General features: G+C 69.3%; 25 protein-coding genes. 17 read left to right on the plus strand and 8 right to left on the minus strand.

The features are described 5' to 3' along the window. Window positions 1–6 precede the first annotated feature (6 nt). Genes QWY76_RS13030 through QWY76_RS13040 form a run of 3 tightly spaced genes read left to right on the plus strand, consistent with a single transcriptional unit; the run spans window position 7 to window position 2180 of the window. The gene (locus QWY76_RS13030) at window positions 7–276 is read left to right on the plus strand and encodes an EscS/YscS/HrcS family type III secretion system export apparatus protein (protein WP_290311698.1); all 270 of its coding nucleotides are present in this window, start codon (window positions 7–9) and stop codon (window positions 274–276) included. 7 nt (window positions 277–283) lie between these two features. Then, entirely contained in the window at window positions 284–1102 is an 819-nt protein-coding gene (gene sctT / locus QWY76_RS13035; protein WP_290311699.1) for a type III secretion system export apparatus subunit SctT, read from the plus strand. A gap of 28 nt (window positions 1103–1130) precedes the next feature. Further along, window positions 1131–2180, plus strand: coding sequence for an EscU/YscU/HrcU family type III secretion system export apparatus switch protein (locus QWY76_RS13040; protein ID WP_290311700.1), 1050 nt, complete (start codon window positions 1131–1133; stop codon window positions 2178–2180). A gap of 310 nt (window positions 2181–2490) precedes the next feature. Here QWY76_RS13040 and QWY76_RS13045 read toward each other — a convergent pair whose 3' ends face one another. The 4 genes from QWY76_RS13045 to QWY76_RS13060 form a co-directional block, all read right to left on the minus strand. Continuing rightward, window positions 2491–3822: an NAD(P)-binding domain-containing protein gene (locus QWY76_RS13045; protein ID WP_290311701.1), complete on the minus strand. Its 1332-nt coding sequence runs from the start codon at window positions 3820–3822 to the stop codon at window positions 2491–2493. Beyond that, complete coding sequence (locus QWY76_RS13050) at window positions 3819–4391, minus strand: OsmC family protein (RefSeq protein WP_290311702.1); 573 nt, start codon at window positions 4389–4391, stop codon at window positions 3819–3821. Before QWY76_RS13050 ends, QWY76_RS13045 begins: the two co-directional genes overlap by 4 nt. Before the next feature lie 113 nt (window positions 4392–4504). After that, window positions 4505–5059, minus strand: coding sequence for a DUF4242 domain-containing protein (locus QWY76_RS13055; protein ID WP_290311703.1), 555 nt, complete (start codon window positions 5057–5059; stop codon window positions 4505–4507). Continuing rightward, window positions 5056–7344: an ATP-binding protein gene (locus tag QWY76_RS13060; RefSeq protein WP_290311704.1), complete on the minus strand. Its 2289-nt coding sequence runs from the start codon at window positions 7342–7344 to the stop codon at window positions 5056–5058. The genes QWY76_RS13055 and QWY76_RS13060 overlap by 4 nt, the downstream gene beginning before the upstream one ends. 256 nt (window positions 7345–7600) lie before the next feature. Between QWY76_RS13060 and QWY76_RS13065 the strand changes: the two genes are divergently transcribed. From QWY76_RS13065 to QWY76_RS13075, 3 genes are all read left to right on the plus strand, one after another. After that, the gene (locus QWY76_RS13065) at window positions 7601–8233 is read left to right on the plus strand and encodes a carboxymuconolactone decarboxylase family protein (protein WP_290311705.1); all 633 of its coding nucleotides are present in this window, start codon (window positions 7601–7603) and stop codon (window positions 8231–8233) included. Window positions 8234–8462: 229 nt separating this feature from the next. Then, a complete protein-coding gene (locus QWY76_RS13070; protein ID WP_290311706.1) occupies window positions 8463–9038 on the plus strand; it encodes a TetR/AcrR family transcriptional regulator in 576 nt (191 codons plus the stop codon). 123 nt (window positions 9039–9161) lie between these two features. Then, a complete protein-coding gene (locus QWY76_RS13075) occupies window positions 9162–9539 on the plus strand; it encodes a group I truncated hemoglobin (protein WP_290311707.1) in 378 nt (125 codons plus the stop codon). Window positions 9540–9601: 62 nt separating this feature from the next. Here the strand turns inward: QWY76_RS13075 and QWY76_RS13080 are convergent, their stop codons facing one another. Beyond that, on the minus strand, window positions 9602–11596 hold the full coding sequence (locus QWY76_RS13080) for a sigma-54-dependent Fis family transcriptional regulator (protein ID WP_290311708.1): 1995 nt from the start codon (window positions 11594–11596) through the stop codon (window positions 9602–9604). 371 nt (window positions 11597–11967) lie between these two features. Between QWY76_RS13080 and QWY76_RS13085 the strand changes: the two genes are divergently transcribed. The 9 genes from QWY76_RS13085 (at window position 11968) to QWY76_RS13125 (ending at window position 20341) form a co-directional block, all read left to right on the plus strand. Then, window positions 11968–12486 carry a gluconate 2-dehydrogenase subunit 3 family protein gene (locus tag QWY76_RS13085; protein ID WP_290311709.1) on the plus strand — a complete coding sequence of 173 codons (519 nt, stop codon included), beginning with the start codon at window positions 11968–11970 and terminating at the stop codon, window positions 12484–12486. A gap of 45 nt (window positions 12487–12531) precedes the next feature. Beyond that, complete coding sequence (locus tag QWY76_RS13090; RefSeq protein WP_290311710.1) at window positions 12532–14112, plus strand: GMC family oxidoreductase; 1581 nt, start codon at window positions 12532–12534, stop codon at window positions 14110–14112. Between the two features lie 14 nt (window positions 14113–14126). Further along, a complete protein-coding gene (locus QWY76_RS13095; protein WP_290311711.1) occupies window positions 14127–15113 on the plus strand; it encodes a thiamine pyrophosphate-dependent dehydrogenase E1 component subunit alpha in 987 nt (328 codons plus the stop codon). 43 nt (window positions 15114–15156) lie between these two features. Beyond that, window positions 15157–16224: a 2,3-butanediol dehydrogenase gene (locus tag QWY76_RS13100; RefSeq protein WP_290311712.1), complete on the plus strand. Its 1068-nt coding sequence runs from the start codon at window positions 15157–15159 to the stop codon at window positions 16222–16224. Between the two features lie 34 nt (window positions 16225–16258). After that, window positions 16259–17281, plus strand: coding sequence for an alpha-ketoacid dehydrogenase subunit beta (locus tag QWY76_RS13105; protein ID WP_290311713.1), 1023 nt, complete (start codon window positions 16259–16261; stop codon window positions 17279–17281). A gap of 268 nt (window positions 17282–17549) precedes the next feature. Continuing rightward, entirely contained in the window at window positions 17550–17786 is a 237-nt protein-coding gene (locus tag QWY76_RS13110; protein ID WP_290311714.1) for a lipoyl domain-containing protein, read from the plus strand. A gap of 11 nt (window positions 17787–17797) precedes the next feature. Next, window positions 17798–18568, plus strand: a complete 771-nt coding sequence (locus QWY76_RS13115; protein ID WP_290311715.1) for a 2-oxo acid dehydrogenase subunit E2 — start codon at window positions 17798–17800, stop codon at window positions 18566–18568. Between the two features lie 12 nt (window positions 18569–18580). Further along, a complete protein-coding gene (locus QWY76_RS13120) occupies window positions 18581–19312 on the plus strand; it encodes a lipoyl protein ligase domain-containing protein (protein WP_290311716.1) in 732 nt (243 codons plus the stop codon). A 276-nt stretch (window positions 19313–19588) separates the two neighbouring features. Continuing rightward, window positions 19589–20341, plus strand: coding sequence for an intradiol ring-cleavage dioxygenase (locus QWY76_RS13125; protein ID WP_290311717.1), 753 nt, complete (start codon window positions 19589–19591; stop codon window positions 20339–20341). Window positions 20342–20413: 72 nt separating this feature from the next. Here QWY76_RS13125 and QWY76_RS13130 read toward each other — a convergent pair whose 3' ends face one another. Both QWY76_RS13130 and QWY76_RS13135 read right to left on the minus strand, forming a co-directional pair. After that, window positions 20414–20821 carry a VOC family protein gene (locus QWY76_RS13130; protein ID WP_290311718.1) on the minus strand — a complete coding sequence of 136 codons (408 nt, stop codon included), beginning with the start codon at window positions 20819–20821 and terminating at the stop codon, window positions 20414–20416. A gap of 238 nt (window positions 20822–21059) precedes the next feature. Continuing rightward, window positions 21060–21299 carry a DUF3955 domain-containing protein gene (locus QWY76_RS13135; protein WP_290311719.1) on the minus strand — a complete coding sequence of 80 codons (240 nt, stop codon included), beginning with the start codon at window positions 21297–21299 and terminating at the stop codon, window positions 21060–21062. Window positions 21300–21593: 294 nt separating this feature from the next. Here QWY76_RS13135 and QWY76_RS13140 point away from each other — a divergent pair, with 294 nt between their 5' ends. Together QWY76_RS13140 and QWY76_RS13145 are read left to right on the plus strand one after the other, a co-directional pair. Continuing rightward, on the plus strand, window positions 21594–22460 hold the full coding sequence (locus QWY76_RS13140) for an AraC family transcriptional regulator (protein WP_290311720.1): 867 nt from the start codon (window positions 21594–21596) through the stop codon (window positions 22458–22460). A gap of 139 nt (window positions 22461–22599) precedes the next feature. After that, a complete protein-coding gene (locus QWY76_RS13145; RefSeq protein ID WP_290311721.1) occupies window positions 22600–23625 on the plus strand; it encodes a GlxA family transcriptional regulator in 1026 nt (341 codons plus the stop codon). Window positions 23626–23734: 109 nt separating this feature from the next. Here the strand turns inward: QWY76_RS13145 and QWY76_RS13150 are convergent, their stop codons facing one another. Next, window positions 23735–25060 carry an FAD-binding oxidoreductase gene (locus tag QWY76_RS13150; protein ID WP_290311722.1) on the minus strand — a complete coding sequence of 442 codons (1326 nt, stop codon included), beginning with the start codon at window positions 25058–25060 and terminating at the stop codon, window positions 23735–23737. Window positions 25061–25390: the final 330 nt, after the last annotated feature.

Consider the following 25390-nt stretch of genomic DNA (forward strand, 5'->3'; position numbering starts at 1 on the left):
GTGCCGATGACGGATGACATCTTTCTCACGGTGATGAACAACGCCCTGCGGACGGTGCTGCTGCTGTCGGCACCGGCGCTGTTGGCGGCGATCGTGATCGGCTTCGGCATCGGCCTGCTGCAGGCGCTGACACAGATCCAGGACCAGTCCCTGCCGCAGTCGATCAAGGTCATCGTCGTGTTTCTGGTGCTGATCGTGGCGGGCCCGCTGCTGGCCGGCCAGTTGGTCAACCTGACCGACCAGGTGCTGGACAACTTCGCCATCTGGTCGCGTTAGGTTCGGCATGGTGTTCGACGAGGTCGTTCGTTTTCTCACCGAGCTGGTCTATCCGCTGCTCGCCGCCGCGGCCATCGGCATGGCCCGGGCGATGGGCGTGATCCTGATCACCCCGGCGTTCAACCGTCTCGGCCTGACCGGCCTGATCCGTACCGCCGTCGCCGTGACCATCTCGCTGCCGATGATGGTGCCGATCTTCGCCACGCTATCGTCGATGGACTCCCCGTCGAGTTTCACCATCGCCGCCCTCCTGATCAAGGAGCTGCTGATCGGCGTGATCATCGGCCTGGTGTTCGGCATCCCGTTCTGGGCGGCGGAGGTCGCCGGCGAGCTGGTCGACCTGCAGCGTGCCTCGACCATGGGGCAACTGCTCGACCCGATGGGCAGCACCGAATCCGGCGTGACCAGTACGCTGCTGGTCGTCATCCTGGTGGCGCTGTTCTTCATCACCGGTGGCTTCATGGTCATGCTCGATGGCTTCTACCGCAGCTATGCGCTATGGCCGGTGGAGGCCTTCGTCCCGGTGCTGGAAACCCGGGCCGCGCTGGCCGTGCTCGGCCTGCTGGACCAAGTGATGCGCGTCGGGGTGATGATGGTCGCGCCCCTGGCGATCGCCATCCTGGTCGCCGATCTGATGCTTGCCTACCTGGCGCGGATGGCACCCAACCTTCACGTATTCTCGCTGTCGCTGGCGATCAAGAACCTGCTGTTCACCTTTCTGATGCTGCTCTACATCGTGTTCCTGGTGCCGCTGATGTTCGAAGAGCTGGGGGCGGTGGGCGACAGCTATCGACACTTCGAGGCGCTGATCCGTACGAGGTCGTGATCCCACCGGCAGCAAGGAGGCATCCGTCATGAGCGACAAGCCCAGCGAAGAGAAATCGTTGCCGCCATCCGAGAAGAAACTGCGCGATGCGCGCCGGAAGGGGCAGGTGGACAAGAGCTCCGACATGGTCACCGCCATGGTCATGCTCGGCTGCACGCTCTATCTCGCCAGCGCCGCCGGTGACATCGAGGACCGGGTGCGCAACCTGATCAATACCACGACCCGGCTCTACCACGAACCCTTCGACACGCTGTGGCCGCGCCTGCTGGGGCTGGGCTCGGAGATCGTGGTGCGCGCGGTGCTGCCGCTGATCGTCATCACCATCGTGGCGGTCGTGTTGACCAACATCGTCATCATGCGCGGCATGCTGTTCTCGGCCGATCCGGTCAAGCCGAAATTCGAACGCATCAACCCGGCCGAAGGCGCCAAGCGCATCTTCTCGGCCCGGGGCATCATCGAATTCATCAAGTCGCTGATCAAGATGGGCTCGCTGGCCGTGGCCTTCGTGGTCGTCTATCGGCTGGGGCTGCAGGCGCTGATGGATTCGCCCCGCTGTGGCTTCGGTTGCCTGGAGGGCATCCTCGTGGCTCTGCTCCGGCCATTGATCATCACCGCGCTGGTTGCCTTTCTCATCGTCGGCTTGATCGACGTGCAGATGCAGCGCTGGTTGTTCCGGCGGGATCAACGCATGACCCGGACCGAGCACAAGCGCGAGCGCAAGGACATGGAGGGCGACCCGGAAATCCGTCGAGCCCGCCAGAAGCGGCGCCGCGACATGCAGGCCGGCTCTGCCCGCACGGGTATGCAGCATGCATCGATCATGCTCGGCGCCGCCGGCGACTGGCTGGTAGGCCTGCGCTACGTGAGCGGCGAAACGCCCGTGCCCGTGGTGGCCTGCAGGGCGGATCCGTTGCAGTCCACGGCGATGCTCGAGGATGCCACCAGGCTAGGAGTACCGGTGGCCGACGAGCGCGAACTGGCGGCAAGGATCGCCAGGCTCGCCGCCGACGGCGAGGCGATCCCCGACGACACCTTCCAGCCAGTGGCCGACGTGCTGGTCGCGGCCGGGCTGATCTAGCTCTCGCCGCTCTCGCGGGGGCCGCCCTGCCAGGCAGTGTCCGAAACGTGTCTGTGCTCGGCCATACGGCGTCAGAAATCGGCTCATGGTCCTCATTTACCCCCGTAAACTCGTGTGCGAGCCCCGTCCGTCTTTGGACTCGCGACATCCCTGTCGCTCGCTCTGCGAGCAGCGGAGCTGCCCAAGAAGTCAATCCTGACGATGTGTCGCCGATTCTTGCCTTGTGACCCACATGGAAATGGCAAATGCGTTGGCCCGCCGGGAGCGAGCCTGGCCCTGATCATCGCTCGACGACATTTCGGACAACGCCTCAGTCGAGGACGCTGGCGAAGGGCGTTCCCGCGCCCTGGCAATTCGTCTCGCCCAGCGACGCACCCGCCGATGTCCCCGCCAGATAGGCGGCGAGGTGGGCGCTGAGCTCGCGGGCGTCGTCATCGGCGCCGTGGAGGAAGCTGGACTTGCGCCGGCGCATGAACGGCAGGCCCATGGCGTAGACCCCGGGGGCGTCGACCACCCCCCCGAGATGGCGCAGCCGGCCCTTGCGGTCGAACACCGGCAGGTGCAGCCAGCTGTAGTCGGGCCGGTAGCCGGTGGCCCAGAGGACGCTGCCGATCTCGCCGCGGGCCAGGTCGAGGTCCAGGCACGGCGAGGGGGGCACGGTCGTGGGGGCGAAGCGCTCGGGCGGCGCCAGGCTGGCGTCCCGGTCATGGGTCCGCGCCCAGTCGTCGAAGGTGTCCAGCAGGCGGCCGAGCTTGAGGTCGCCGGCGGCACAGTGGGCACGCAGCGCCCCCGAGAACTGCAGGTGTCCATCGCGCAGCCCGACCAGGCGCCCGACCAGGCGTACGCCCCGCTCGGCCAGGGTGCCCAGGGAAAGGGTGCGCGACTCGGGGCTGCCCACCAGCTGGGGCGAGGGCAGGCGGCGGGCGCGCTCGAGATCCTCCACCTCGTCGTGCCGCTGGTCGAGCAGGCCGGTCGCCTCCATCCACCACTGGATGTCTTGCCCGCGATAGCGGCGCGGCATGCGCACATGGTCGCCCACGGCCAGGGTCACGGGACGCCCGCTGCGCTGGATCTCGTCGGCCAGCTGGACCCCGCTCGCCGAGGCGCCCACCACCAGCACGCCGCCCGCCGGCAGGTCCTCGGGACGCCGGTAGTCGTGCAGGCTCAGGCTGGCGATGCCGGCCGGCAGCGCCTCGGCCAGGGCCGGTACCCTTGGAAGATTGCAGGCGCCGCTGGCCAGCACCAGCGCCCGGCATCGCCACGCTCCCCGGTCGGTGTCCACCCGGTAGCCGCCGTCTCCCGGTCGCACCGACAGCACTCGGGTATGGGGATGGATCGGTGCCGCGGTCCGGCGGGCATGCGCCTCGAGGAAGGCGATCAGCTCGGGCATGGTCATGAAGCCATCGGGGGCGGGCCCCGCATAGCGCAGCCCCGGCAGGCGGCACTGCCAGTTGGGGGTGAGCAGGCGCAGCGAGTCCCACCGCTCGTTCCGCCAGGAGTTGGCCACCTCGCCGCGCTCCAGGAGCATATGGTCGATGCCGCGCGCCGCCAGGTGGTGGGACATGGCCAGCCCGGCGTGGCCCGCGCCGATGACCACCACGGTCACGGCGCGGTCACGGCGGTGGAGGGCTTCCCCTGTCATGCCAGCGTCACCGCGACATCGGTGGGGTTGGTCAGCAGGTCGAACACCGCGGAGCGCTTCTGGGACTGGGCCACCAGGGCGGCGATCTCCTCGCGACTGGCGTCGGCGTCGATCTCGTAGCTCACGCGGACCGCATCGAAGCCGTTGCGCACCTCGCTGTCCATGCCCAGGATGCCCTGGATGTCCATGCTGCCCTCCACGCAGGCCTTCACCGAGCGCAGCTGGATACCGCGATGCTGGGCCACGGCGGCGATGCCCGCGGTGAGGCAACCCGCTAGGCCGACTAGCACGTACTCCACCGGGGTCGGGCCGTGGTCCTCGGAGGCGAAGACCTCCGGGTGGTCGGTATCGAAGGTGGTGCGCTGGCGGTGGCACTGAGTGTCGCCTAGGCCGTGGAAGGTATCGATGGTGCTGCGGCTATGGGTGCCGTTGACCCAGTCGCAACGGGCCTGCCAGGTGAAGCGTGCGGCCTCGGGCGCCTGGGCCAGGGCCTCGCGGGCGCCGAGCAGGGCGGCGACGTTGACGCCGTTGTCGACGGCATGGTCGATGGCATGGATGGTGGTGGTCATCGGGACTCTCCTCGCGTGTTGCGATGATCGAGGTCGCCGACGGGGTGTCTGGCGGCTCGAGGATCAGTCTGCGAGGGGGGCGTGGGACCCAGCGTGGGAGCGCGCGTGGTTTTTCACGCCGCCGGCGTGGAAGCGGCCGACGCGGACGCGGCCGGGGACACCCAGCGAAAGGCCCAGGCCGACTCCATGGGCAGCCCGGCCTGGCGCTGGGCGATGCGCACCGACTCGGCGTCCGGTGCCTGATAGAGGCAGAGCATGCGCCGCCGGTCCCGCGAGAAGAGGGTGCGCAGGAAGCGCACGCGATGGTTCTGCAGGCAGGCGGCGCCGGCATCCTCGATGGCCTGGATCTCGGCCAGCTCGACGGGGGCCGCGAAGGCCCGTTCCACCAGGACATTGCCCCAGGCGCCCGCCGTGCCGGGGACCTGATGGACCGTGCCGGCCCACAGCCGGCTGACATCGGCACCGGCCTGGCGCAGGCCCACCCTGGCCGCCTCGGCGTCGGGGCCTCGGAAGTGGCAGACCAGGCGTCGGCCGTCCCGGGCCAGCAGGCTGCCCTGCCAGGCGACGCGGTGCAGGTCCAGGCAGTCCTGGGCGGCGAGGGTCAGCTGGCGGACGAACTCCGGCGCCAGAGGGGTCGTGAAGTCCCGCTCCACGAAGATATCGATCATGGTGATCTCCTCGCGTCGCCATCGGGGGCGTGCGTTGCGGCCTCGACTGGCGTCGGGGTAGGGCTCCCAAGCCCGGCCAGAAGTGCGAGGGCTTGTTGGCGGGCCCGATGGGCGACGGGCGCCGGGGCCAGTGTCTCGGCCGCCCGGACATGGGCGGTGCTGCCCGCAGTATCGCCCAGGACGTGCCGCGCGCGGGCCAGCACGCCATGGGCCAGCAGCGTCTCGCTGTCGCGTTCCAGCGCCTGGGCATTGGCCAGCGCCTCCTCGGCGGCGAGGCTCGCCTCGCTGGGGCGTCCCCGGGCCAGGTGCAGCAGCGCCGCCCGGTTCAGCACCCAGGCCAGCCGATGCTTGGCATCGGCATCGCGCAGGGTCGGCAGGGCGGCCGTCAGGGGGAGCGGCTCATCCTCCTCGGCCAGCCGGCACAGGGCCTCGGCGGCATGGGCGAAGGGACCCTCGCTGCCGCCGCGCAGGCGATCGCCCAGGGCGACGAGGGCCTGGCAGCGCTGTCGCGCCGTCAGGTAGTGGTGTGTGTCCACCGCCATCATCATCAGGTACTCGTTGGCCTGGAACTCGCCGAGGTGGTCGCCGCCGGCCTTGCACAGGGTTCGCGCCTCCTGGAAGGCCGCTTCCGCGTCCGTCGCCCGGGCGTCGTGCCAGGCCAGCAGCCCCCGTGCCAGTGACATCGCCGGGTGGGCGAGGTGATGCCGCGCGGCGCGCTCCTCGGCACTGGCCAGCAGGGTCCTGGCCTGGTCCAGGTCGCGTTCCAGCATGGCCAGGCAGCGAGCCGTCTCGGCCATGGCGATGACCTGCTCGGGATCCTCGGCGCTGCGGGTCACGCGCTCCGACTGCAGGGACTCTTCGCGGGCATGGGTCCACTGGCCGTGGGCCCAGCGCAGGTGACTGGCCAGGTGATAGCCGAGACGGGCGTGGGCCAGGTCGCCATGCTCGAGGGCCTGTTCGGCGAGCCTCACCAGCTCCTCGGCGGCCGCCTGCCAGTCCGCCGGTGGGGCGGCGCCCAGCAGCACCGCCTGGAGATCGAGCAGCAGGCAGACGCGACGCCGGCCATGCAGGCTCTCGGCCAGTGCCAGGCCCCGCCGGGCCAGGCGCAGGGCCTCGTCGTTGGCGAAGAAGCGCAGGCAGAGTCGGCCGGCGGTCACCAGGGCCTCGGCGGCCAGCGCCGGATCGCCGCTGCGCTGGGCGTGATGGGCGAGCTCGGCGGCGTCATCGAGGTCGTGGATGGTTGCCTCAACCAGCTGCTGGGCGATGCTGCGGTGCATGACCTGGCGTTTTGCCGGCGAAATGCTCGCGTAGAGGCGGGCGACCAGGTCATCGTCGGCAAGGCAGAGGCCATGCTCGCTGGTGGCCAGCAGCCCGAGGTGCTCGGCGGCTTCCAGGGCCAGGCCGATCCGGTGGCTGTCCAGGCCACTGTAGCGAGCCAGGGCGCCCGTGTCGGGGCAGCGGCCGAGCAGCGAGGCCCACTGCAGCAGATTCCGGGTGTCGGGGGCGAGTCCCGCCAGGGTCTCGGCCGAGCCGGCCGCCGGCGAGGGGGACGCCGGCGGCGTGACCGGCACCGGTTGGCGCCTGGCCGCCGGCAGCACCCCGGCGACGGGCAGGCCCGCCTCCTTGAGCAGGCGCATGCCGAGCTGGTACTGCTGCTCGGCCTCCCGAGGGCGGTGCAGGGCCTGGAGCAGGCGCACCAGCCGGACCCGTGCCGACTCGTCGAAGGGTGCCAGCCGAACCAGGGCCCGGGCGTGGGGCAGGGCGTGTTCGGAAGCGTCGCCGAGCCGATCCACCAGCGACCAGAGCAGCCGCGACTGGGCGCGCATGGCACCCTCCCGCTCGGCCAGGCACCAGCCGTGGAAATCATGCAGGTTGGGCAGCTCCAGGCCCTCCAGGAGGGGGCCTCGGTAGCGGGCGGCGGTGGCCTCCAGGCAGGCGAGGTCGGCGTCCGGGAGCTCCCGGTCGACCAGGCGGTGCAGCCGCAGCACATCCACGTCCAGGTCCTCGAGATCCAGGCCGACCGTCAGGCGATTGGCGACCAGGCGCACCCTGTCCGGCGTATCCACCAGGCGGCGCAACTTGGAGAGGCTCCAGCGCAGCGAGCCGCGAGGGTCGTCGGGACGCTCCCAGAACAGCTCGCAGAGATGGTCGCGGCTGATCGGGCGGACGTGGAGGGCGAGGTAGGCCAGCAGGGCGCGGGTCTTCCTCGAGGGAGGCAACGACATCGGGCGGTCGTCGTGCAGGACCTCGAGGTCGCCCAGCAGGTTGAGGGTCAAGGCGCACATGGCATGTCCCGGGCGGCTGGCCGATGCCAGTCGTGACGCCTTCAGTATAGTCCGGCGCGCCTCGCCCCCCCGCGCGTTTCGTCGGGGTGGACGACGCGGGGGCACACGAAATACCACGCTGGGTTCCACGCCGGCTTCCTCGCCATGGGGCGATGCTTCCGGCATCGAGTGTCACATCCGCCGGGGACTCGATTCCCCGGGCTCGATCCGGGCCCGCCTGTCGGCCCGGGCTCCCCGACAATCTGGAGATCCGGTCATGAGCTATATCGAGACGATCGCCCCGGAAGAGGCCGAGGGCGAGGTGCTGGCGATGTACCAGCGTCAGCAGGCGCACTTCGGCTACCTGCCCAACTATGCCCGGGTGTTCAGCCACCGCCCGGACGTGATGGCGAGCTGGGCGAGCCTGCTGGCGAGCATCCGGCGCCATGTCGAGCCGCGTCGCTTCGAACTGGTCACGCTGGCCGCCGCCCAGGCCCTGGGCAACAGCTACTGCGCCCTGGCCCATGCCCGGGCGCTTGGCGAGTTGCTGGGCATGGACGCCGCCCGTGATCTGGTGGCCGGTAAGGCGGGCACCCTGAGCGACGCGGAAAGCGCGATGATGGCCTTCGCCCGCAAGGTCGCCTGCGAGGCCCCGGCGGTGACCGCCGAGGATGTCGAGGGCCTGCGCGACCACGGGCTCGGCGACGACGAGATCTTCGACATCGTCGCCGTGGCGGCGGCCCGGGCCTTCTTCACGCGGATCCTCGATGGCCTCGGCACCGAGCCGGATTCGGCCTATCGTTCGCTTCCCGCCGAGCTGCTCGGGGCGCTCACCGTCGGTCGCCCCATCGCCAGGGTGGAGACCGGCGATGCGATCCCTCACCGATCTGACCCTGTGGAATCCCCATAAACATGGCTGAATATCAAGCCGTTGCGGAATGGTCGGTGGCTGGTTGCCGGAGCCGATCCAGCCGCCGGGCTCTGGTCTGCATGGCACTTGCGTAAGGCACAAGATGTCGATATTCGCCAAGCGGAGTCGCATTCGAGCCTCTGGCTGCAAAGCGAAGCATACTGAATTTGACGATGGCCGCTGGTGTTCAATACTTACCAATAGACCGGTCGGTCTGGAAGGATGTGTGATGACGCATATGACGAAGGAGCGGCTACTCGAGTCGGGGCTCGGCATGTTGCTGGAACGCGGATACAACGACCTGGGGATGCAGGCGCTGTTGGAGGCGACGGGGACACCGAAGGGGTCTTTCTATCACCACTTCCGCAGCAAGGAGGACTTCACCCTCCAGGTCATCGACCGTTACATGGCGGAAGTTCACCGGGGACTGGATCACTCCTTGGGCAATACGTCCCTGCCGCCCGTGGAGCGGGTGCGCCTGTTCTTCGAGTTGTCGCAGGAAAAGTATCGCCAGGAAGGCTACTTGGGCTGCCTGCTCGGTGGGGTCGGCCAGGAACTGTCCGGGGTCAACGAGACGTTCCGGCGCAAGATCGAGTCCTGCTTCACCGCTATTGCCACACGGATCGCTGGTTGCCTGGAAGAGGCCCAGCAGCGGGGTGAGCTGCCGCCGGAGAAGGATCCCCGGCAGATGGCGGACCTCCTGGTGGATTGCTGGGAGGGCGCCGCCCTGCGCAGTCGTTTGCGCCGCGATCCCGGTCCGCTCGGGACCATGCTCGACTTCTATTTCTCGGCCGCGATCCGATAAGTCGTTGGTTGGGGGGCTAGGAGGCGAGGGGGCCTGATCCAACCGGTCCATTCCGGACGGTGTCTCGAACCGTCCCTCACCAGTGACAAGGGTCGGTAACATGGCCGGCCTGGGAGGTGTGAAATGACTAGTGCAACCCTCTACGAGCGCCTGGGGGGCGAGCGCGGCATAGCTGCCCTGGTCGAGGATATCGTGGCGGCCCATATGCAGAACCCGCGGATCCAGGCACGTTTTCTGCCCTATCGAGAGGACCCGGCGCATCTGGAGGAGGTGAAGGGCCACCTGCGCGACTTCCTTTCCTCCGGCAGCGGTGGGCCCCAAGAGTATCGCGGGCAGAGCATGCCCGAGGCCCACCGCGGCATGAACATCAATGAGGTGGAATACCTGGCCGCCGTTGACGATATCCTGGACGTCCTCGATCGTCACGGCATCGACCCGCAAACGCGCCTGGAAGTGCTCGGCATTGCCTATTCGCTGAAAGGGGAAATCATGTACGTCTGAATCGGAGAGACTGGCCAATCCAGCTTTCATACCACCGCCCGGGGACGTGTCCTCGGGCGGTGTCATGTCGGCATCTGCTGATTGGGCGGCACGATGCCGAGGCGCTTCATGCGCCGGTAGATGGTCGGGCGCGACAGCCCCAGCTCCCGGGCCACGGCGCTGATGTTCCAGCGGTGACGGCGCAGGGCCTCCTCCAGCGGGTCCTCGCCGAGGGCCGGCGCCACGCGGCCGCCGCCGGTGACGGGGGTGCGCGCCGCCGGGTGGGCCAGATGGCCGCTGACGCATTCCTCCGGCAGGTCGCCGACCACCACCTCGTCGCCCTCGCAGGTGGCCAGGGCATAGCGCAGGGCGTTGTGCAGCTCGCGGATGTTGCCCGGCCAGGGGTAGGCGAGCAGGGCGCTCATGGCGTCGCCGCGCAGTCGCACCCGCGGCCCGCCGCGCTCGGCCTGCAGGTCCTCGAACAGCCGCCGGATCAGGTAGCCCTGGTCGGCCCGCTCGCGCAGCGGCGGCAGGCGCAGGCTGGCGCCGTTCAAGCGGTAGAAGAGGTCCTCGCGGAAACGGCCCAGGTCGATCAGCCCACGCAGGTCGCGGTGGGTGGCGGCCACCACCCGCAAATCCACCTTGAGTGGCCGGCTGGCGCCGATCGGCAGCACCTCCTGCTCGGCCAGCACGCGCAACAGCCGGGTCTGCAGCTGCAGCGGCATGTCGCCGATCTCGTCGAGGAACAGGGTGCCGCCGTCGGCCTGGGCGATCAGCCCCTTCATGCCCTTGCTGCGCGCGCCGGTGAAGCTGCCCGGCTCGTAGCCGAACAGCTCGCTCTCGATCAGCGACTCGGGCATGGCGGCGCAGTTGATGGCCACGAAGGGCTTGTCGCATCGCCGGCTGGATTCATGCAGGGCCCGGGCCATGCGTTCCTTGCCGGTACCGGTCTCGCCGACGACCAGGATGTTGATCGGCTCGTTGCGCAACCGGGCGGCCCGGGTCAGGGTGTCGCGCATCGCCGGGTCGTCGTCCGCCAGCGCCTCGAGTGGCGCCAGGCTGGCGTCGCGCGGGCGGCCCTGGCCGCTCGCGGGCCGGCGGCGCCGGGGCTCGATCAGGGTGGCGAAGTGCAGCTCGTGGTGGCGGTGGGTATGGAAGGCCCGCACCCGGTCGTCGCCATAGTGCTGGCCGTCGAGGATGGCGTCGATCTCGGCGTCGAGCAGGTCCTGGATGTTCCAGGCGCGGAAGGGCCGCGCCTGCCCGGGGCCGGGCAGCGGCAGCTCGTGGTGGCGCAGCAGCTTGCGCCCGGCGGTGTTGGCCGCCACCAGGGTGCCGTCCTCCTCGATGGCGATCAGGTAGCGGCGGTTGATCTGCACGAACTCGCGGGAGCGGTCCAGGCAGACGAGGTGGTAGCCGCCGTAGCGTTGCAGGAAGTAGGCATCCTCGATCATCCGGGCATAGTGCTTGACCACCTGCAGCGCGAAGGTCTGGGAGGCCTTGGACTCGGGAGACTGGTAGGCGGAGATGTCCAGCACCGCCAGCAATTGGCCGTCGGGATCGAAGATCGGCGCCGCGGTGCAGGTCAGGCGGATGTGGTGGGCGCTGAAGTGGTCGCTGTGATGACAGGTCAGCGGCACCCGCTCCTGGATGCAGGTGCCCACCGCGCAGGTGCCGGCGTGCTCCTCGCTCCAGTCCGAGCCCAGGTAGAGCCCGGTGCGTTGGTGCTCGCGCTGCGCGTCGCGGGAACCCAGAAACTGCACGGCGATGCCCCGGGCGTCGGTGAGCAGCACCACGTAGTCGAGCGGCGTCACCTGACGATAGAGCTGCTCCACGCCGGCCCGCGCCACCTGGATCAGGGCGTCGGCCTGGTCCTGGTGTTCGCGCAGGGTGTGGTCGGGAACGTAGCGGGCTGGGCTGGGGGCCGCGGGATCGAGGCCGTAGCGGTCGATGCAGCGGCGCCAGGAACGCTCGATCACCGCATCCTCGCTGCCATCGGGGTGGTCCAGGGAACGCAGGATGGTCGCGACATGCTCTCGCTGTGTCTGGGCGCGCTGTGCTTGGGCGGTGCTCATGGTCATGGCCTTTCGTCGGCATACCGGCGTGGCATGGTGTTGTCGTTGTCGTTGTCGTTGTCGTTGTCGTTGTCGTGTCCTTCAAGGTACGACCCCGGGAAGTCCCCGAAGATGCGACCTTGGTATCCCCCGTTACAGCTGTAACGCGGCCTGTAAACGCCCTTGTCACGTTCAGTGTAATCCCCGCCGTTCCACTTGCCCCCGCGGCTGTCCTTTCTGTCCCCCTGTCTGTGAATATTCTCCATCCATAACAAAGAGTTGCCGTCTAACTGGTCTGTTCTGGCACGAAAGCTGCCAGGGAGGGGTGTGCGGCCGAGAGGCCGCCCTGGCTGACCACAAGCGCTATGAGTGCGTCGCACAACAACAGGAGCCATGCCATGACGACTTCCCCCAAGACGACACTGCTCAGCCGGCGTCGCTTCCTCAGCCTCTCCGGGCAGGGCGCGCTGCTCGCCGGCGGCCTGGCGCTCGGCGCCGGTGGCTTGTGGCCGCGCTGGGCCCTGGCCGAGCCCGACCTGGCCGCCGGCCTGCTGCGCATGGGGCGCGACATCTACCCCCACGAGGCCATCGCCGACCGCTACTACCTGATGCCCCTCGAGCCGCTGCTGGAAAGCGACCGGGCGCTGATCGCCGACGGCCTCGCCGACCTCGACCGCCGCGCCCGCCAGGCCCATGGCAAGCGCTACGGCGACCTCGAGCGCGAGGACGACCGGGTGGCGCTGCTGCGCGAGATCGAGGACGGCGACTTCTTCCAGACGGTCCGCAACACCCTGGTGGTGGGGCTCTACGACAACCCCGAGCTGTGGCAGCCGCATTTCGGCTACGAGGGGGCGTCCTGGCAGCAGGGCGGCTACCTGCACCGTGGCTTCGACGACCTGGTGATCGACTGGCTTTAAGGGCGCCGGCCACCGACAAGCACAACGACAACGAGGAGACACGCCATGACGACCCGTTTCGCCCATGACGACGACGGTGTGGTGGTGATCATCGGCTCCGGTGCCGGGGGCGGCACCCTGGCCCACGCGCTCGCCAGGAAGGGCATCAAGAGCGTGGTGCTGGAGGCCGGCAAGCGCTACCAGATGAACGACATCGAGAACGACGAGTGGGAGATGTTCAAGAAGATCTCCTGGCTCGACGAGCGCATCACCGCCGGACCCCGGCAGCTCACCGAGACCTTCCCCGGCCTGCCGGCCTGGATCGTCAAGGGGGTGGGCGGCAGTACCATCCACTGGGCCGGTGTCTCGCTGCGCTTCCAGCCCCATGAGTTCCGGCTGCACAGCGAGGTCGGCGACATCCAGGGCGCCAACCTGCTGGACTGGCCGCTCTCCTACGAGGAGCTCGAGCCCTACTACGTGCAGGCCGAGCGCCACATGGGGGTGACCGGTGACTCCACCGGCATGCCCTACCACCAGTGGAACAACAACTTCAAGGTCCTGGCCGCCGGCGCCGAGCGCGTCGGCTATACCCAGCTGCGCGCCGGGCCCATGGCCATCAATACCGAGGAATACGATGACCGCGCGCGCTGCATGCAGGCCGGCTTCTGCATGCAGGGCTGCCGCTTCGGCGCCAAGTGGTCGACCATGTACACCGACATCCCCCGTGCCGAGGCCACCGGCCTTTGCGAGGTGCGCCCGCGCTCCATGGCCCTCACGATCGAGCACGATGACCAGGGGCGCGCCACCGCGGTGGTCTATGCCGACGGCGACGGCAATCGGCATCGCCAGCGCGCCCGGGCGGTGTGCGTGGCCGGCAACTCCATCGAGTCGCCGCGGCTGCTGTTGAACTCGCACTCGTCGCTGTTCCCCGAGGGCCTGGCCAACTCCTCCGGGCAGGTGGGGCGCAACTACATGACCCACGCCACCAGCTGCATCTTCGGCGTGATGCCGGGGCCCGTGCACATGCACCGGGGCACCACCTTCGCCGGCATCATCTCCGACGAGGCCCGCCTCGACCGCTCCCGGGGCTTCGTCGGCGGCTACAACCTGGAGGTGATGTCGCTGGGCGTGCCGTTCTTCGCCAAGTTCATGGACCCCACCCACGCCGGCTGGGGGCGTGACATCACCAGTGCCCTGGACAAGTACGACCACCTCTCCGGGGTATGGATCTGCGGCGAGGACCTGCCGGTGGAGGCCAACGGCATCAGCCTCCACGACACCCGCAAGGACCAGCACGGCCTGCCGGTGCCGATCGTCTACAAGGGCGACCACCCCAACGACGAGGCGCTGCGCCGCCACGGCGAGCAGCAGGCCACCAGGTGCTACGAGGCGGCCGGGGCCGAGCGCATCTTCCACGTGCCGGACTTCCCCACCAGCCACAACGTGGGCACCAACCGCATGAGCGCGCGGCCTGCCGACGGCGTGGTCAACAAGTGGGGCCAGACCCACGACATCGACAACCTGTTCGTCTCCGATGGCAGCCAGTTCACCTCGAGCGGCGCCGAGAACCCGACCCTGACCATCGTCGCCCTGGCGCTGCGCCAGGCCGACCACATCGCTGCGCGCATGCAGCGCCGCGAACTCTGAGCGGAGGAATCCCCATGCAACCGACCCGCGACCAACGGCTGTGGATGTATCGCCAGATGGTGACCAGCCGCTACCTCGAGGAGCGCATCGAGACGCTCTACATGGAAGGCAAGACGCCGGTGTTCAACATGGCCAAGGGGCCGATTCCCGGCGAGATGCACCTCTCCAATGGCCAGGAGCCCTGCGCGGTGGGCGTCTGCGCCCACCTGGGCCCCGAGGACATCGTCACCGCCACCCACCGACCGCACCACATCGCCGTGGCCAAGGGCGTCGACCTGGACGCCATGGTCGCCGAGATCTTCGGCAAGGCCACCGGCCTCGCCGGCGGGCGCGGCGGCCACATGCACCTCTTCGACGAGGCCGTGAACTTCTCCTGCTCGGGGATCATCGGCGAGGGCCTGGGCCCGGCGGTGGGCGCGGCGCTTTCCAGGAAAATGCAAGGAAAATCGGGAGTTGCAGTGGCCTTTATGGGGGAGGGCGCCGCGAACCAGGGCGCCTTCCACGAGGCGCTGAACCTGGCCGCCGTCTGGCAGCTGCCGGTGGTCTTCGTCATCGAGGACAACGCCTGGGGCATCTCGGTGGCCAAGCAGGCCTCCACCGCCGTGCCGCGTAACGACAGCCGCGCGGCGGCCTATGCCATGCCGGGTCATCACGTGGCCGACAACGATGTGGACGGCGTCTTCGCCGCGGCCGGCGAGGCCATCGCCCGGGCCCGGGAGGGCCAGGGACCCAGCCTGATCGAGATCGAGACCGCACGGCTGGCCGGCCACTTCATGGGTGACGGCGAGGACTACCGGCCCGAGGGCGAGAAGGCGGGCCTGCAGAGCCGCGATCCCATCCCGCGCTACCGGTCGGCGCTGCTCGAGGCCGGGCTGCTCGACGCGGCCGCCGACGCCGGCCTGGTCGACGAGGCCCACGAGCGCGTCGAGGCGGCGATCCGCTTCGCCCAGGACAGCGAGTTCCTGCCCCCGGAGGCGGCGCTGGAGAGCGTCTTCGTCTGACGCCTCTCACCATGAATCCACAACAACAACCAGGAGCAATGCCATGAACACGATGCAAGCAGCGGTCTGGCACGGCCGCCAGGACGTGCGACTCGAGACGGTGCCGCGGCCCACGGCCCCGGCGGCCGGCTGGGTGACGGTGCGGGTCCACTGGTGCGGGATCTGCGGCTCCGACCTCCACGAGTACCTGGCCGGGCCGGTGTTCATCCCGGTGGACGCCCCGCACCCGCTCACCGGGGTGCAGGGACAGTGCATCCTCGGCCACGAGTTCTGCGGCGAGATCGTCGCCGTGGGCGAGGGCGTCGAGGGGCTCGCCGCCGGGGAGCGGGTCGCCGCGGATGCCTGCCAGCACTGCGGCGAGTGCACCTACTGCCGGGAAGGCCGCTTCAACCTCTGCGAGCGGCTGGCCTTCACCGGGCTGATGAACGACGGCGCCTTCGCCGAGTTCGTCAACGTGCCCGCCGACGTCATCTATCCGCTGCCCGAGGACTTTCCCATGGAGGCCGGGGCGCTGATCGAGCCCCTGGCGGTGGGCATGCACGCCGTGCGCAAGGCTGGCCGAGTGGCGGGCCGCACCCTGGTGGTGGTCGGGGCCGGCACCATCGGCCTGTGCACCATCCTCTGTGCCCGGGCCGAGGGGGCCGAGCGGATCGTCGTCCTGGAGATGTCGGCGGCCCGCAAGGCCAAGGCCCTGGAGGTGGGCGCGGACCTGGTGCTCGATCCCGGCGAGTGCGACCCCATCGCCGAGATTCAGGCCCTCACCGGCGGCCTTGGCGCCGAGCTGGCCTTCGAGTGCATCGGCCACAAGGACACCGCCAAGCTCGCCATCGACAGCGTGCGCAAGGCCGGCCGGGTGGTGATGGTGGGCATCTTCGAGGAGCCCAGCGCCTACAACTTCTTCGAGCTGGTGGCCACCGAGAAGGAGGTGGTCGGCTCGCTGGCCTACAGCGGCGAGTTCGCCGACGTGATTCGCCGCATCGACGAGGGGGCGATCGACGTGGCGCCCCTGATCACCGGCCGCATCCGCCTGCCCGAGATCATCGACAAGGGCTTCGAGGAGCTGGTCCACCGCAAGGACCAGAACGTCAAGATCATCGTCCAGCCCGCCTGAGGCGGGCCGCGACGCCACCATCGAGGTGAACGACATGACTACCACCACTGCGACACGCAAGCTGACCATCGCCCGGGCCATGGCCGAGGCCACCGCCCAGGCCATGCGCGAGGACCCGGCGGTCTTCGTCATGGGCGAGGACGTGGGTCCCCTGGGCGGGGTCTTCGGCAACACCCGCGGGCTGCACGACGAGTTCGGCGGCGAGCGCGTCAGGAACACGCCCATTTCCGAGACCGCCTTTATCGGCGCCGCCGTGGGGGCCGCCTCCGACGGCATGCGTCCCATCGTCGAGCTGATGTTCGTCGACTTCTTCGGCGTGTGCATGGACGCCATCTACAACCTGATGGCCAAGAACACCTATTTCTCCGGCGGCCGGGTCAGGGTGCCCATGGTGCTGATGACCTCCACCGGCGGCGGCTACTCCGATGCCGGCCAGCACTCCCAGTGCCTCTACGCCACCTTCGCCCACCTGCCGGGCATGAAGGTGGTGGTGCCGAGCAACGCCCATGACGCCAAGGGCCTGATGACCGCGGCGATCCGCGACGACAACCCGGTGGTGTTCATGTACCACAAGGCCCTGCAGGGCATGGGCTGGCTGGGCACCGAGAAGGGCGCCACCGTGCCGGTCTCCGAGGAGGCCTACAGCGTCGAGATCGGCAAGGCGGCGGTGGCCAGGGAAGGCCGCGACCTGACCCTGGTCAGCCTGGGCGCCGGCGTCCACCACTGCCTGCGCGCCGCCAAGGCCCTGGAAGCGGAGGGCTTCGACGCCGAGGTCGTCGACCTGAGAAGCCTGGTGCCGCTGGACCGCGAGACGGTGCGCGCCTCGGTGGCCAAGACCGGGCGGCTCATCGTGGTCGACGAGGACTACCACAGCTTCGGCGTCAGCGGCGAGATCATCGCCAGCGTGGTCGAGCACGACCATCGCCTCAAGGCCGCCCCGGCCCGGGTCGCCTACCCGGACATCCCGATCCCCTTCGCGCCGACGATGGAGCAGTGGGCCCTGCCCAATGCCGACAAGATCGTCGCCGCCTTCCATCAGATGCTGCGCAACGACTAAGGGCGCTGTGCAAAAGAACCAGCGCGTTGAGCGCCGGGGACGAGCCGGCGCGAGGGTCCTTTGCCATGGGTGAGGCGGATTCCGCCGAACGGGCTGGCCATGGAAGGCCAGCACCGGCCCTGCAAGCGGCGCAGGACGCGAGAGCGCCAGCAGGGCAAAGGTAGCGCCCAGGGAAGGGTTCACAGCGCCCTCGCGACGGCTTGGCGCCGGAACAGCTCACCGCTTTCGTCGAGTCGTGAAAGAAGCTCTTAAAGACAGGAGAAACCATATGATGACCGCGATTACCGTACCCGAGGACCTCTGGGAAGGCGACGGCGAAGGCGTGATCACCGCCTGGCTGGTCGACGACGGCAGCGAGGTCGCCCAGGGCGACCTGGTGGCCGAGGTCATGGTCGAGAAGGCCCAGTACGAGATCGAGGCCCCGGTCTCCGGGGTGCTGACCATCGCCAAGCAGGAAGACCAGGTGGTCGCCAAGGGCACCCCCATCGCCAGCCTGGAAGCCTGAGGAGGTCCCCCATGCCACTCGACACCCAGAATGCCGCCGCCCCCGAGGGGGCGGCTCACTCGCCAGCGGGTGTAAGACGGGAGCCCCGCGAGACTGCGCTGCGCGGCATGCGCGGCATGATCGCCACCCGGATGCGCGAGAGCCTGCAGGCGTCGGCCCAGCTGACCCACCATGCCGGCGCCGAACTCGGTGCCCTGCAGGCCCTGCGTCGCCATTGCCGGGCCGTCGGCCTGCCGGCGCCCTCGGTGCAGGACCTGCTGCTGCGCCTGGTGGTGCAGACGCTGGCCGAGTTCCCGGCGCTGAACGCGACCCTGGAGGACAACCGCATCACCGAGCACCTCGGGGTGCACCTGGGACTCGCCGTGCCGCTGCCCGACGACCTGCTGGTGGCACCGGCGCTGTTCGATGCCCAGGCCATCGCCCTGGGCGCGCTGCCCGAGGCGCGACGCGAGCTGGTCGCGCAGGCCCGCGCCGGCAGGCTCGGCGTGCGCGAGCTGACCGGCGCCACCTTCACCGTTTCCAACCTGGGGCGCTCCCGGGTGCACCACTTCACGCCCATCCTCAACCTGCCCCAGGTGGCCATCCTCGGCATCGGCGGCACCCAGTGGCGCGCTGTGCCGGACGACGAGGGCGGCGCGCGCCTCAGCGAGGTGATCGGGCTGTCGCTGACCTTCGACCACCGAGCGGTGAACGGCGCGCCGGCGGCGGCCTTTCTCGATAGACTGGGGGAGCGCATCGAGACCCTTGAGCCCGATGCCTTCGACCACGAACTGCGCCAGTGACCGGGAGCGACCATGGCAGGCCTACTCGACGTTTCCAGCATGACCCTGCAGCATCCCACGGTGGAGGAGGGGCTCATGGCCGAGGAGGCCCTGCTCGACATGATCTGCCAGGGCGAGGGCGAGATCGGCTGGCTGGCCTGGTCGCCCAGCGACCGCGCCCTGGTGATGCCCCGCCGCCACGAGCGGCTGGCGGGCTTCCCCGACGCCCGCGCCCGGCTCGAAGAGGGGGGCTGGCCGATCCAGTTCCGCTCCACCGGGGGCACCCCGGTGCCCCAGAGCCCGGCGGTGGTCAACCTGGCGCTGGCCGTGCGTTGCCGGGTCGGCGGTTCGGCGGCGCACCTGGAATGGGGCTATCACCGCCTCGGAGCCCCCTGGTGTGACTGGCTCGCCGACCTCGGCGTGACCTCGGCCGACCTGGGCCCGGCGCCCGGTGCCTATTGCGACGGGCGCTTCAACGTGCGCGTCACAGGCCGCAAGCTGGTCGGCACCGCCCAGCGCTGGCGGCGGGTGCGCGGGTGTCGTGACATGGCACTGCTGGTCCATGGCGCCATGCAGGTCGACGACACCCCCGCGGCGCTGGTCGCCGTGGTCAACGCCTTCCAGGTCGCCATCGACGATCCCCAGCGCTTCCAGGGAGCGAGCCATATCGCCCTGCGCGACGTCCTGCCCGACCTGGACCTCGAGACCGCGATTCCCGGGCTGCTGAAGCGACTGGTGGCGGAGGAAGACATCGCGCCGGCATGAGACGCTGGCGTGCACGACTCGGGCACGCCTGGTTCACGCCGGGCGACCCCTTCCACATCGCCTGATGGCGGCATGGGGCCACGAGGCGGGGTGACGCGCCGTGGTCGACAAGGATGGTGTGGCCGGACTTCCCGGCAGCGTCGTGCTGTGGGCCAACCATGAAAGTGGCCGTCGCGAGCCGGCGAGACTCCCGGCGATGGGCACCCTTTGATTGAAGCGTCAGGCATGGGCAAGGGCGGGCTACGCTGATGGGAAGCATGCTTCGAGGGGGACGAGATGGCCAAGCGGGACACCCTGCCGAGCCTGCAAGGGCTAAGTCGACGCCAGATGCTGCGTTGCGCCGGCGTGGCCGCCGCCGCGTCACTCTGGGGCCGGACGGGCGGTGTCGCGGCGTCAGTCGGCGATACCGGTGGGGCGGCATCCTTATGCGTCGCCAGGCCACGCCAGACCGAGGGCCCCTACTTCGTGGATGCCCGGCTCGAGCGCAGCGACCTTCGCTCGGACCCCACCGATGGGACGCGCAAGCCGGGCGTGCCGGTGGCGCTGGCGTTTCATGTCTCCCGGTTCGACGATGACGCCTGCACACCGCTGGCCGGTGCCGTGGTCGATCTCTGGCAGTGCGATGCCCTGGGCGTCTATTCGGGCGTGCAGGACCTGGCGGGACGCTTCGATACCCGTGAACAGCGCTTCCTGCGCGGCTATCAGGTGACGGATAGCCGTGGCATGGCCCGGTTCACCACCCTCTACCCCGGCTGGTATTCGGGGCGAGCCGTGCATATCCACTTCAAGATTCGCACCGCCCCCGAGGCCGACTCTGGTGTGGAATTCACCTCGCAGCTGTACTTCGACGACGCCCTGACCGACCGGGTGCACCAACGGGCCCCGTATGCCGAAAGGGGGTCGCGCAATGTGCGCAATGACGCGGATGGGATCTACCGGCGCAGTGGCGGAGACGAGCTGGTGCTGGCTCTGACCGAAAGCGGGGCGGGCTACGCGGGGGCCTTCCGCATCGCCCTGGAGATGCGTTGAATGCGCAGGCGGTCGGCGGGGATGTCATTGGGGCCGCCTGGGCACGTGAGCCGCGCCCGGGCCATGGCGCCATTATGCGTCGGGCGGGCCCTTGAGCTCGAGGGTGTTGCCCTCGGGGTCCTGGAGGTAGAGCGAGACGCCCGTGCCGTCGGCCCCATGGCGCGGCTTCGTCTCGCCGACCTCGACGCCGTGGGCGGCCAGGTGGCGGCGGATCGCCGCCTCGTCGAAGCGGGCGAGGCGCAGGCAGAAATGATCCAGGTTATGGCCGTCCCGGCCGGGTGGCGGTCCGCCGCGACGGCCCAGGGGGCCCTCCACGGGGACCAGGTCGATCAGGGCGTCGCCCGCCCGCAGCTGGATCAGGCCGAGCTCGTCCTGGCGCTTTTCCAGGGTGCAGCCCAGCACCTCGCAGTAGAAGGCGAGCATGCGGCGCTCGTCGCGGACGCGCAGCACCAGGTGGTCGATCCCGCGGATGGGCAGCATCACGAGAACTCGCCGGGCTCCGGTTGGTCGTCAAGGAGACTATGGCGCAGGCCGATGCATTCCTCCAGGGGGCGTCAGCGCGGGTCCCGGCCTGACCCACCCAGCACAGCGTGCGGGTGTTACGCATGTGGCAGGATCCGGCCGATTCCGGCGCCAACATCGAGTTTGGACGCCGCCGCTGCCGCCTCCTGAGCAGCGGTGTCGGCATCCCGCCAGGTCAACAGGGGGCGTGGCCGACCTAGTCCCGTCGTCGGTTGCGTCTTGCCAGCCAGTGGCCTACGCAGGCCAGCAGCAGCACCAGGCCCAGGAACAGCGAGAGCCAACCGAGCGGAATCAGCACGAAGGGCTCGTGGAGTACGCCCCGCGCGTCGACGTGCGTCTCGAAGAGGCGGTAGACGACGCCGCTTAGCGCGGCGGTCGTGAGGAAGAAGACGGAGAGAAACCCCGTGGTCCCGTAGATGGTCATCCTGGATGGCATCCCCTGGCGCATTGGTGCGGCCGTGGGCCCCGCACGACGAGGCGACCGGCCCCGTCGTCGCTGCATTCGCGGTAGTAGACCGTGCTCGGGCGCTGCGGTTCGACCGAGGACCGCTTGGGGGAGGGAGCGGCGCCGCCGAGCGGACCTGTCCGCCGGAAGGGCGCGGGCGTGACACTCCTCACCGCCGCGCCGTGCGCGGCAGACGCTTGCCCGCCTTCGTACATTGCGCAAGATCGGTCAGGAGAGCGTGGCCTCCCTGGGGCATAGTGGCGGGGAATCGAGGGAGGAAGACGCATGAAGGGGAACACGGCGGCGGTCTATGCGGAGCGCTTCGACCGGGTATTCGCCCATATCGACGAGCATCTGTCCGAGGAGCTCTCGGTGGAGCGCCTGAGCAGGGTCGCCCATTTCTCGAAGTACCACTTCCATCGCCAGTTCTCGCAGTTCGCGGGCATCAGCGTGGCGCGCTACATCCAGTTGATGCGGTTGCGGCGGGCGTCCTATCGGCTGGCCTTCGAGAGCGAGACGTCGATCCTGGACATCGCGCTGGAAGCGGGGTTCGAGAATCCCGAGTCGTTCTCCCGGGCCTTCAAGAAGGCCTTCGGCCAGACTCCCTCTCGATTCCGCCGGGCCGCGGACTGGCGGCCCTGGACCGAGACCTATCGACTACCCAGAAGAGAACGGAGACATCACATGGACGTCACCGTCATCGACTTTCCGGATACCCGAGTGGCGGTGCTGGAACACCGCGGCGACCCTGCACTGATCAACGCCTCGGCGCAGCGGTTCATCGAGTGGCGCAAGTCCACGGGATTCTCGCCCATCGCCTACGCGGAAAACCTCGGTATCGCCTACGACGACCCCGCGACCACGCCGGCGGAGCGATTCCGCTTCGACCTCTGCGGCTCGGTCACGACCCCGGTGCCGGACAACGACCATGGTGTGGTCAACAAGGTCATCCCGGGGGGCCGCTGTGCCATGGTGCGCCACCACGGCTCCCATGACCGCATCGCCGATGCCGCCTACTACCTGTACCGGGAATGGCTGCCGGAGAGCGGCGAGGAATTGCGCGACTTCCCGCTGTTCTTCCATTACCGGAACCTGATGCCGGAGACGCCGGAGCACGAGCTGGTGACGGACGTCTGCCTGCCGCTGGTGTAGCCGACGTCACAATGCCGCTTCCGATCGCTTGCTGGGGGCGGTGATACCAGGGCAGCAGGGCGATCCGGCGTCGGCGCCTTGCCGTCGTCAGGGAGGCTGGCGTTGGCAGAACGGTGCCGTCTCTGCCACGTTGCTGGGTATGAAGACGAGGCAGCCTGCCCAGCACGTCAGCCTGGTGGCGACCCGGGAGGTGATCATCGGCACCCTCACGGGATTGCATGATGTCTTCACTTGCTTCGGTGCCCTGGGCTGGTTCGACGAGGCGCTATCCCGGCATCCGCCGTTCACCGTGGACATCGTTGCCACGGGCGAGGGGCCGCTGACGCTGGATGCCGGCCTGTCCCTGCTGCAGACGCGCTCCGTCGAGGAGGTTTCCCACACCGACCTGGTCATCGTGCCATCCTTCATGGTGGTGGACGGCGAATGGCAGACCGGCCGCTATCCCGAGCTGGTGGACTGGCTCCTGGCCATGCACGCCGGGGGCGCCACACTGTGTTCGGCGTGCTCGGGGACCCTGCTGCTGGCCGAGACGGGCCTGCTCGACGGGCGCGAGGCCACCATGCACTGGGCCTATGCCGACACCTTCCGTCGCCACTTCCCGCAGGTCACCCTTGCCCTGGAGAAGACGCTGATCATCGAGGGCGAGCACCAGGAGCTGGTGATGTCCGGGGCGGCCTCGTCCTGGCAGGATCTCGCGCTCTACCTGGTGGCCCGGCAACTGGGCTCGGCCGTGGCCCAGGCCATGGCCAAGTTCTACGCCTTCGACCTGCATAGCGACGGCATGGCGGCCTATCGCGTCTTCTCGCCCCGCTTCGATCACGGCGATGCGGCGGTCGAGCGCGCCCAGCGATGGATCGCCCATCACCTGGACTGCCACTCACCGGTGGAGCGGATGGCCGCGGGCAGCGGTGCCTCGGAGCGCAGCTTCCAGCGGCGCTTCCTGAAGGCCACCGGCTACTCGCCGATCCAGTACGTGCAGGCGCTGCGGCTCGAGGAGGCGAAGCGCCTGCTGGAGCGCACCTCCCGGCCCATCGACGCGATCGCCTGGGCCGTGGGCTACGAGGATCCGGCCTTCTTCCGGCGACTGTTCAAGCGGCAGACGGGGATCACGCCCGGGGGCCATCGGCGCAAGTTCCATGTGCCGGGCGCCACCTGCCCGCCGTAGGCGGGCGCAACACGGCCGGCCGGGCCACCGAGGGGGTCGGCAGCCGCCGCTCCCCGGTGGTCGGTCCGCACGCCGGCGTTGTCACGGCGTGCGCTGTCGTGCCCGCCCATCAGCTGGCGGGCGCGATGTTCTGGTTCACCCGGAAGAGGTTCTCCGGGTCGTACTGGGCCTTGATGCGCTGCAGGCGTGGCAGGTTGTCGCCATAGGTTCCCCGAATGCGCTCCTGGCCCTCCTCCATCATGAAGTTCACGTAGGCGCCCCCCGCCGAGTGGCCATGCAGGGCCTCCCAGTAGTCACGCGCCCAGCGCTGCATGCGCGCGTGGTTGGCCGGGTCGGGATCGATGCCGGCGATGACCATCGACCAGGTGGCATCGCGGAACCGCCAGGCGGTGGCCTGTTCCTCGACGCGGTGCACGGCGCCGTCGATGGGATAGAGGTGCATCGTCGACAGGCTGGTGGGTACCTCGGCAAAGCGCCGGTGCTCGGCGATGGCCGCGTCGGAGAGCGCGCGGACGACATCGCCCTTCCAGTACCACTGCAGGCCCTCGGGGTAGAGGGCATCGAACATGCTCTGCAGGGCGGGGTAGGGCATGGGGCCGATGCCCTCGAACAGCGGCTCGGCCACCTCGCGAGCCGGCTGCAGCGCCGCCTCGGCGTCCGCCTCGGGCCCCGTGAAGCACCATTGCAGCCCGCACACCTTGCGGCCATGCAGTGCCGGCGGGAAGGGCGGTGCCGAGGGCACCTCGGCGGTGAGGTAGAAGGCATAGACCTCCTCCGGCGCCTGGGGCAGCCAGTCGCGATACCAGCGCAGCGTGGTCTCGAGGGCCTCGATCGGCCAGAACAGTGGCCCGGCGATGACCGTGTCCACCGGGTGCAGACGGAACTCGAACGAGGTCACCACACCGAAGTTGCCGCCCCCGCCGCGCAATGCCCAGAACAGGTCGGGATGCGCGTCCTCGCTGGCATGCACCAGCCGGCCATCGGCGAGGACCACGTCGGCGCCCAGCAGGTTGTCGATGGCGAGGCCGTGGCGACGGGTCAGGTAGCCATGGCCGCCACCGAGGGTCAGGCCGGGCACGCCGGTATTGGAGTGGATGCCGCTGACGGCCGCCAGGCCGAAGGCATGGGTGGCATGGTCGACGTCGCCCCAGCGACAGCCGGGCTCGACGCGAACCGTCCTGGCGTCGGGATCCACGCGCAGCCCCTTCATCGACGAGAGATCGATGACCAGGCCGTCGTCGACCGAGGCCAGGCCGGGACCATTGTGCCCGCCGCCGCGAATGGCGATCGGCAGCTCCTGTTCTCGTCCGAACCTGACCGCGGCCATCACGTCCGCCACGTCGACGCACCGGGCGATCAGGCGTGGGCGCTTGTCGATCATCGCGTTGAAGAGCGTTCTCGCCTCCTCGTAGTCGGCATCGGTCGGTTGGATCACGCGACCACGCAAGGCGTCTTGCAGGGTTTCGATAACGGCTGTCGCCAACATGGGTTCTGCCCCCCTGATGGATGTGCTGTCGGATGCCAGACCGACCTGGCATCCCGCGTCCGGGATGGCCCTCGCCTGGGGCCTGTCCCCATGGGGCCAGCATCGCGCTTACCGTGCCGGAAGGTGAGAGGCAGACAGGGCAGATCCGGTTCATATCGGCCACTTTGGCGCGATCGGGACGGGCATTGCGCCGTCCCGGGGGGCACCGGGACGAACGCCATTGGGCAAGGCAGGGCAGGCGGGCAGGGACAGGCCGCGCCGGGCGCGGCCTGGGGAGAG

The sequence above is a fragment of the Halomonas maura genome, assembly GCF_030409305.1.
GTDB lineage: Bacteria > Pseudomonadota > Gammaproteobacteria > Pseudomonadales > Halomonadaceae > Halomonas > Halomonas maura.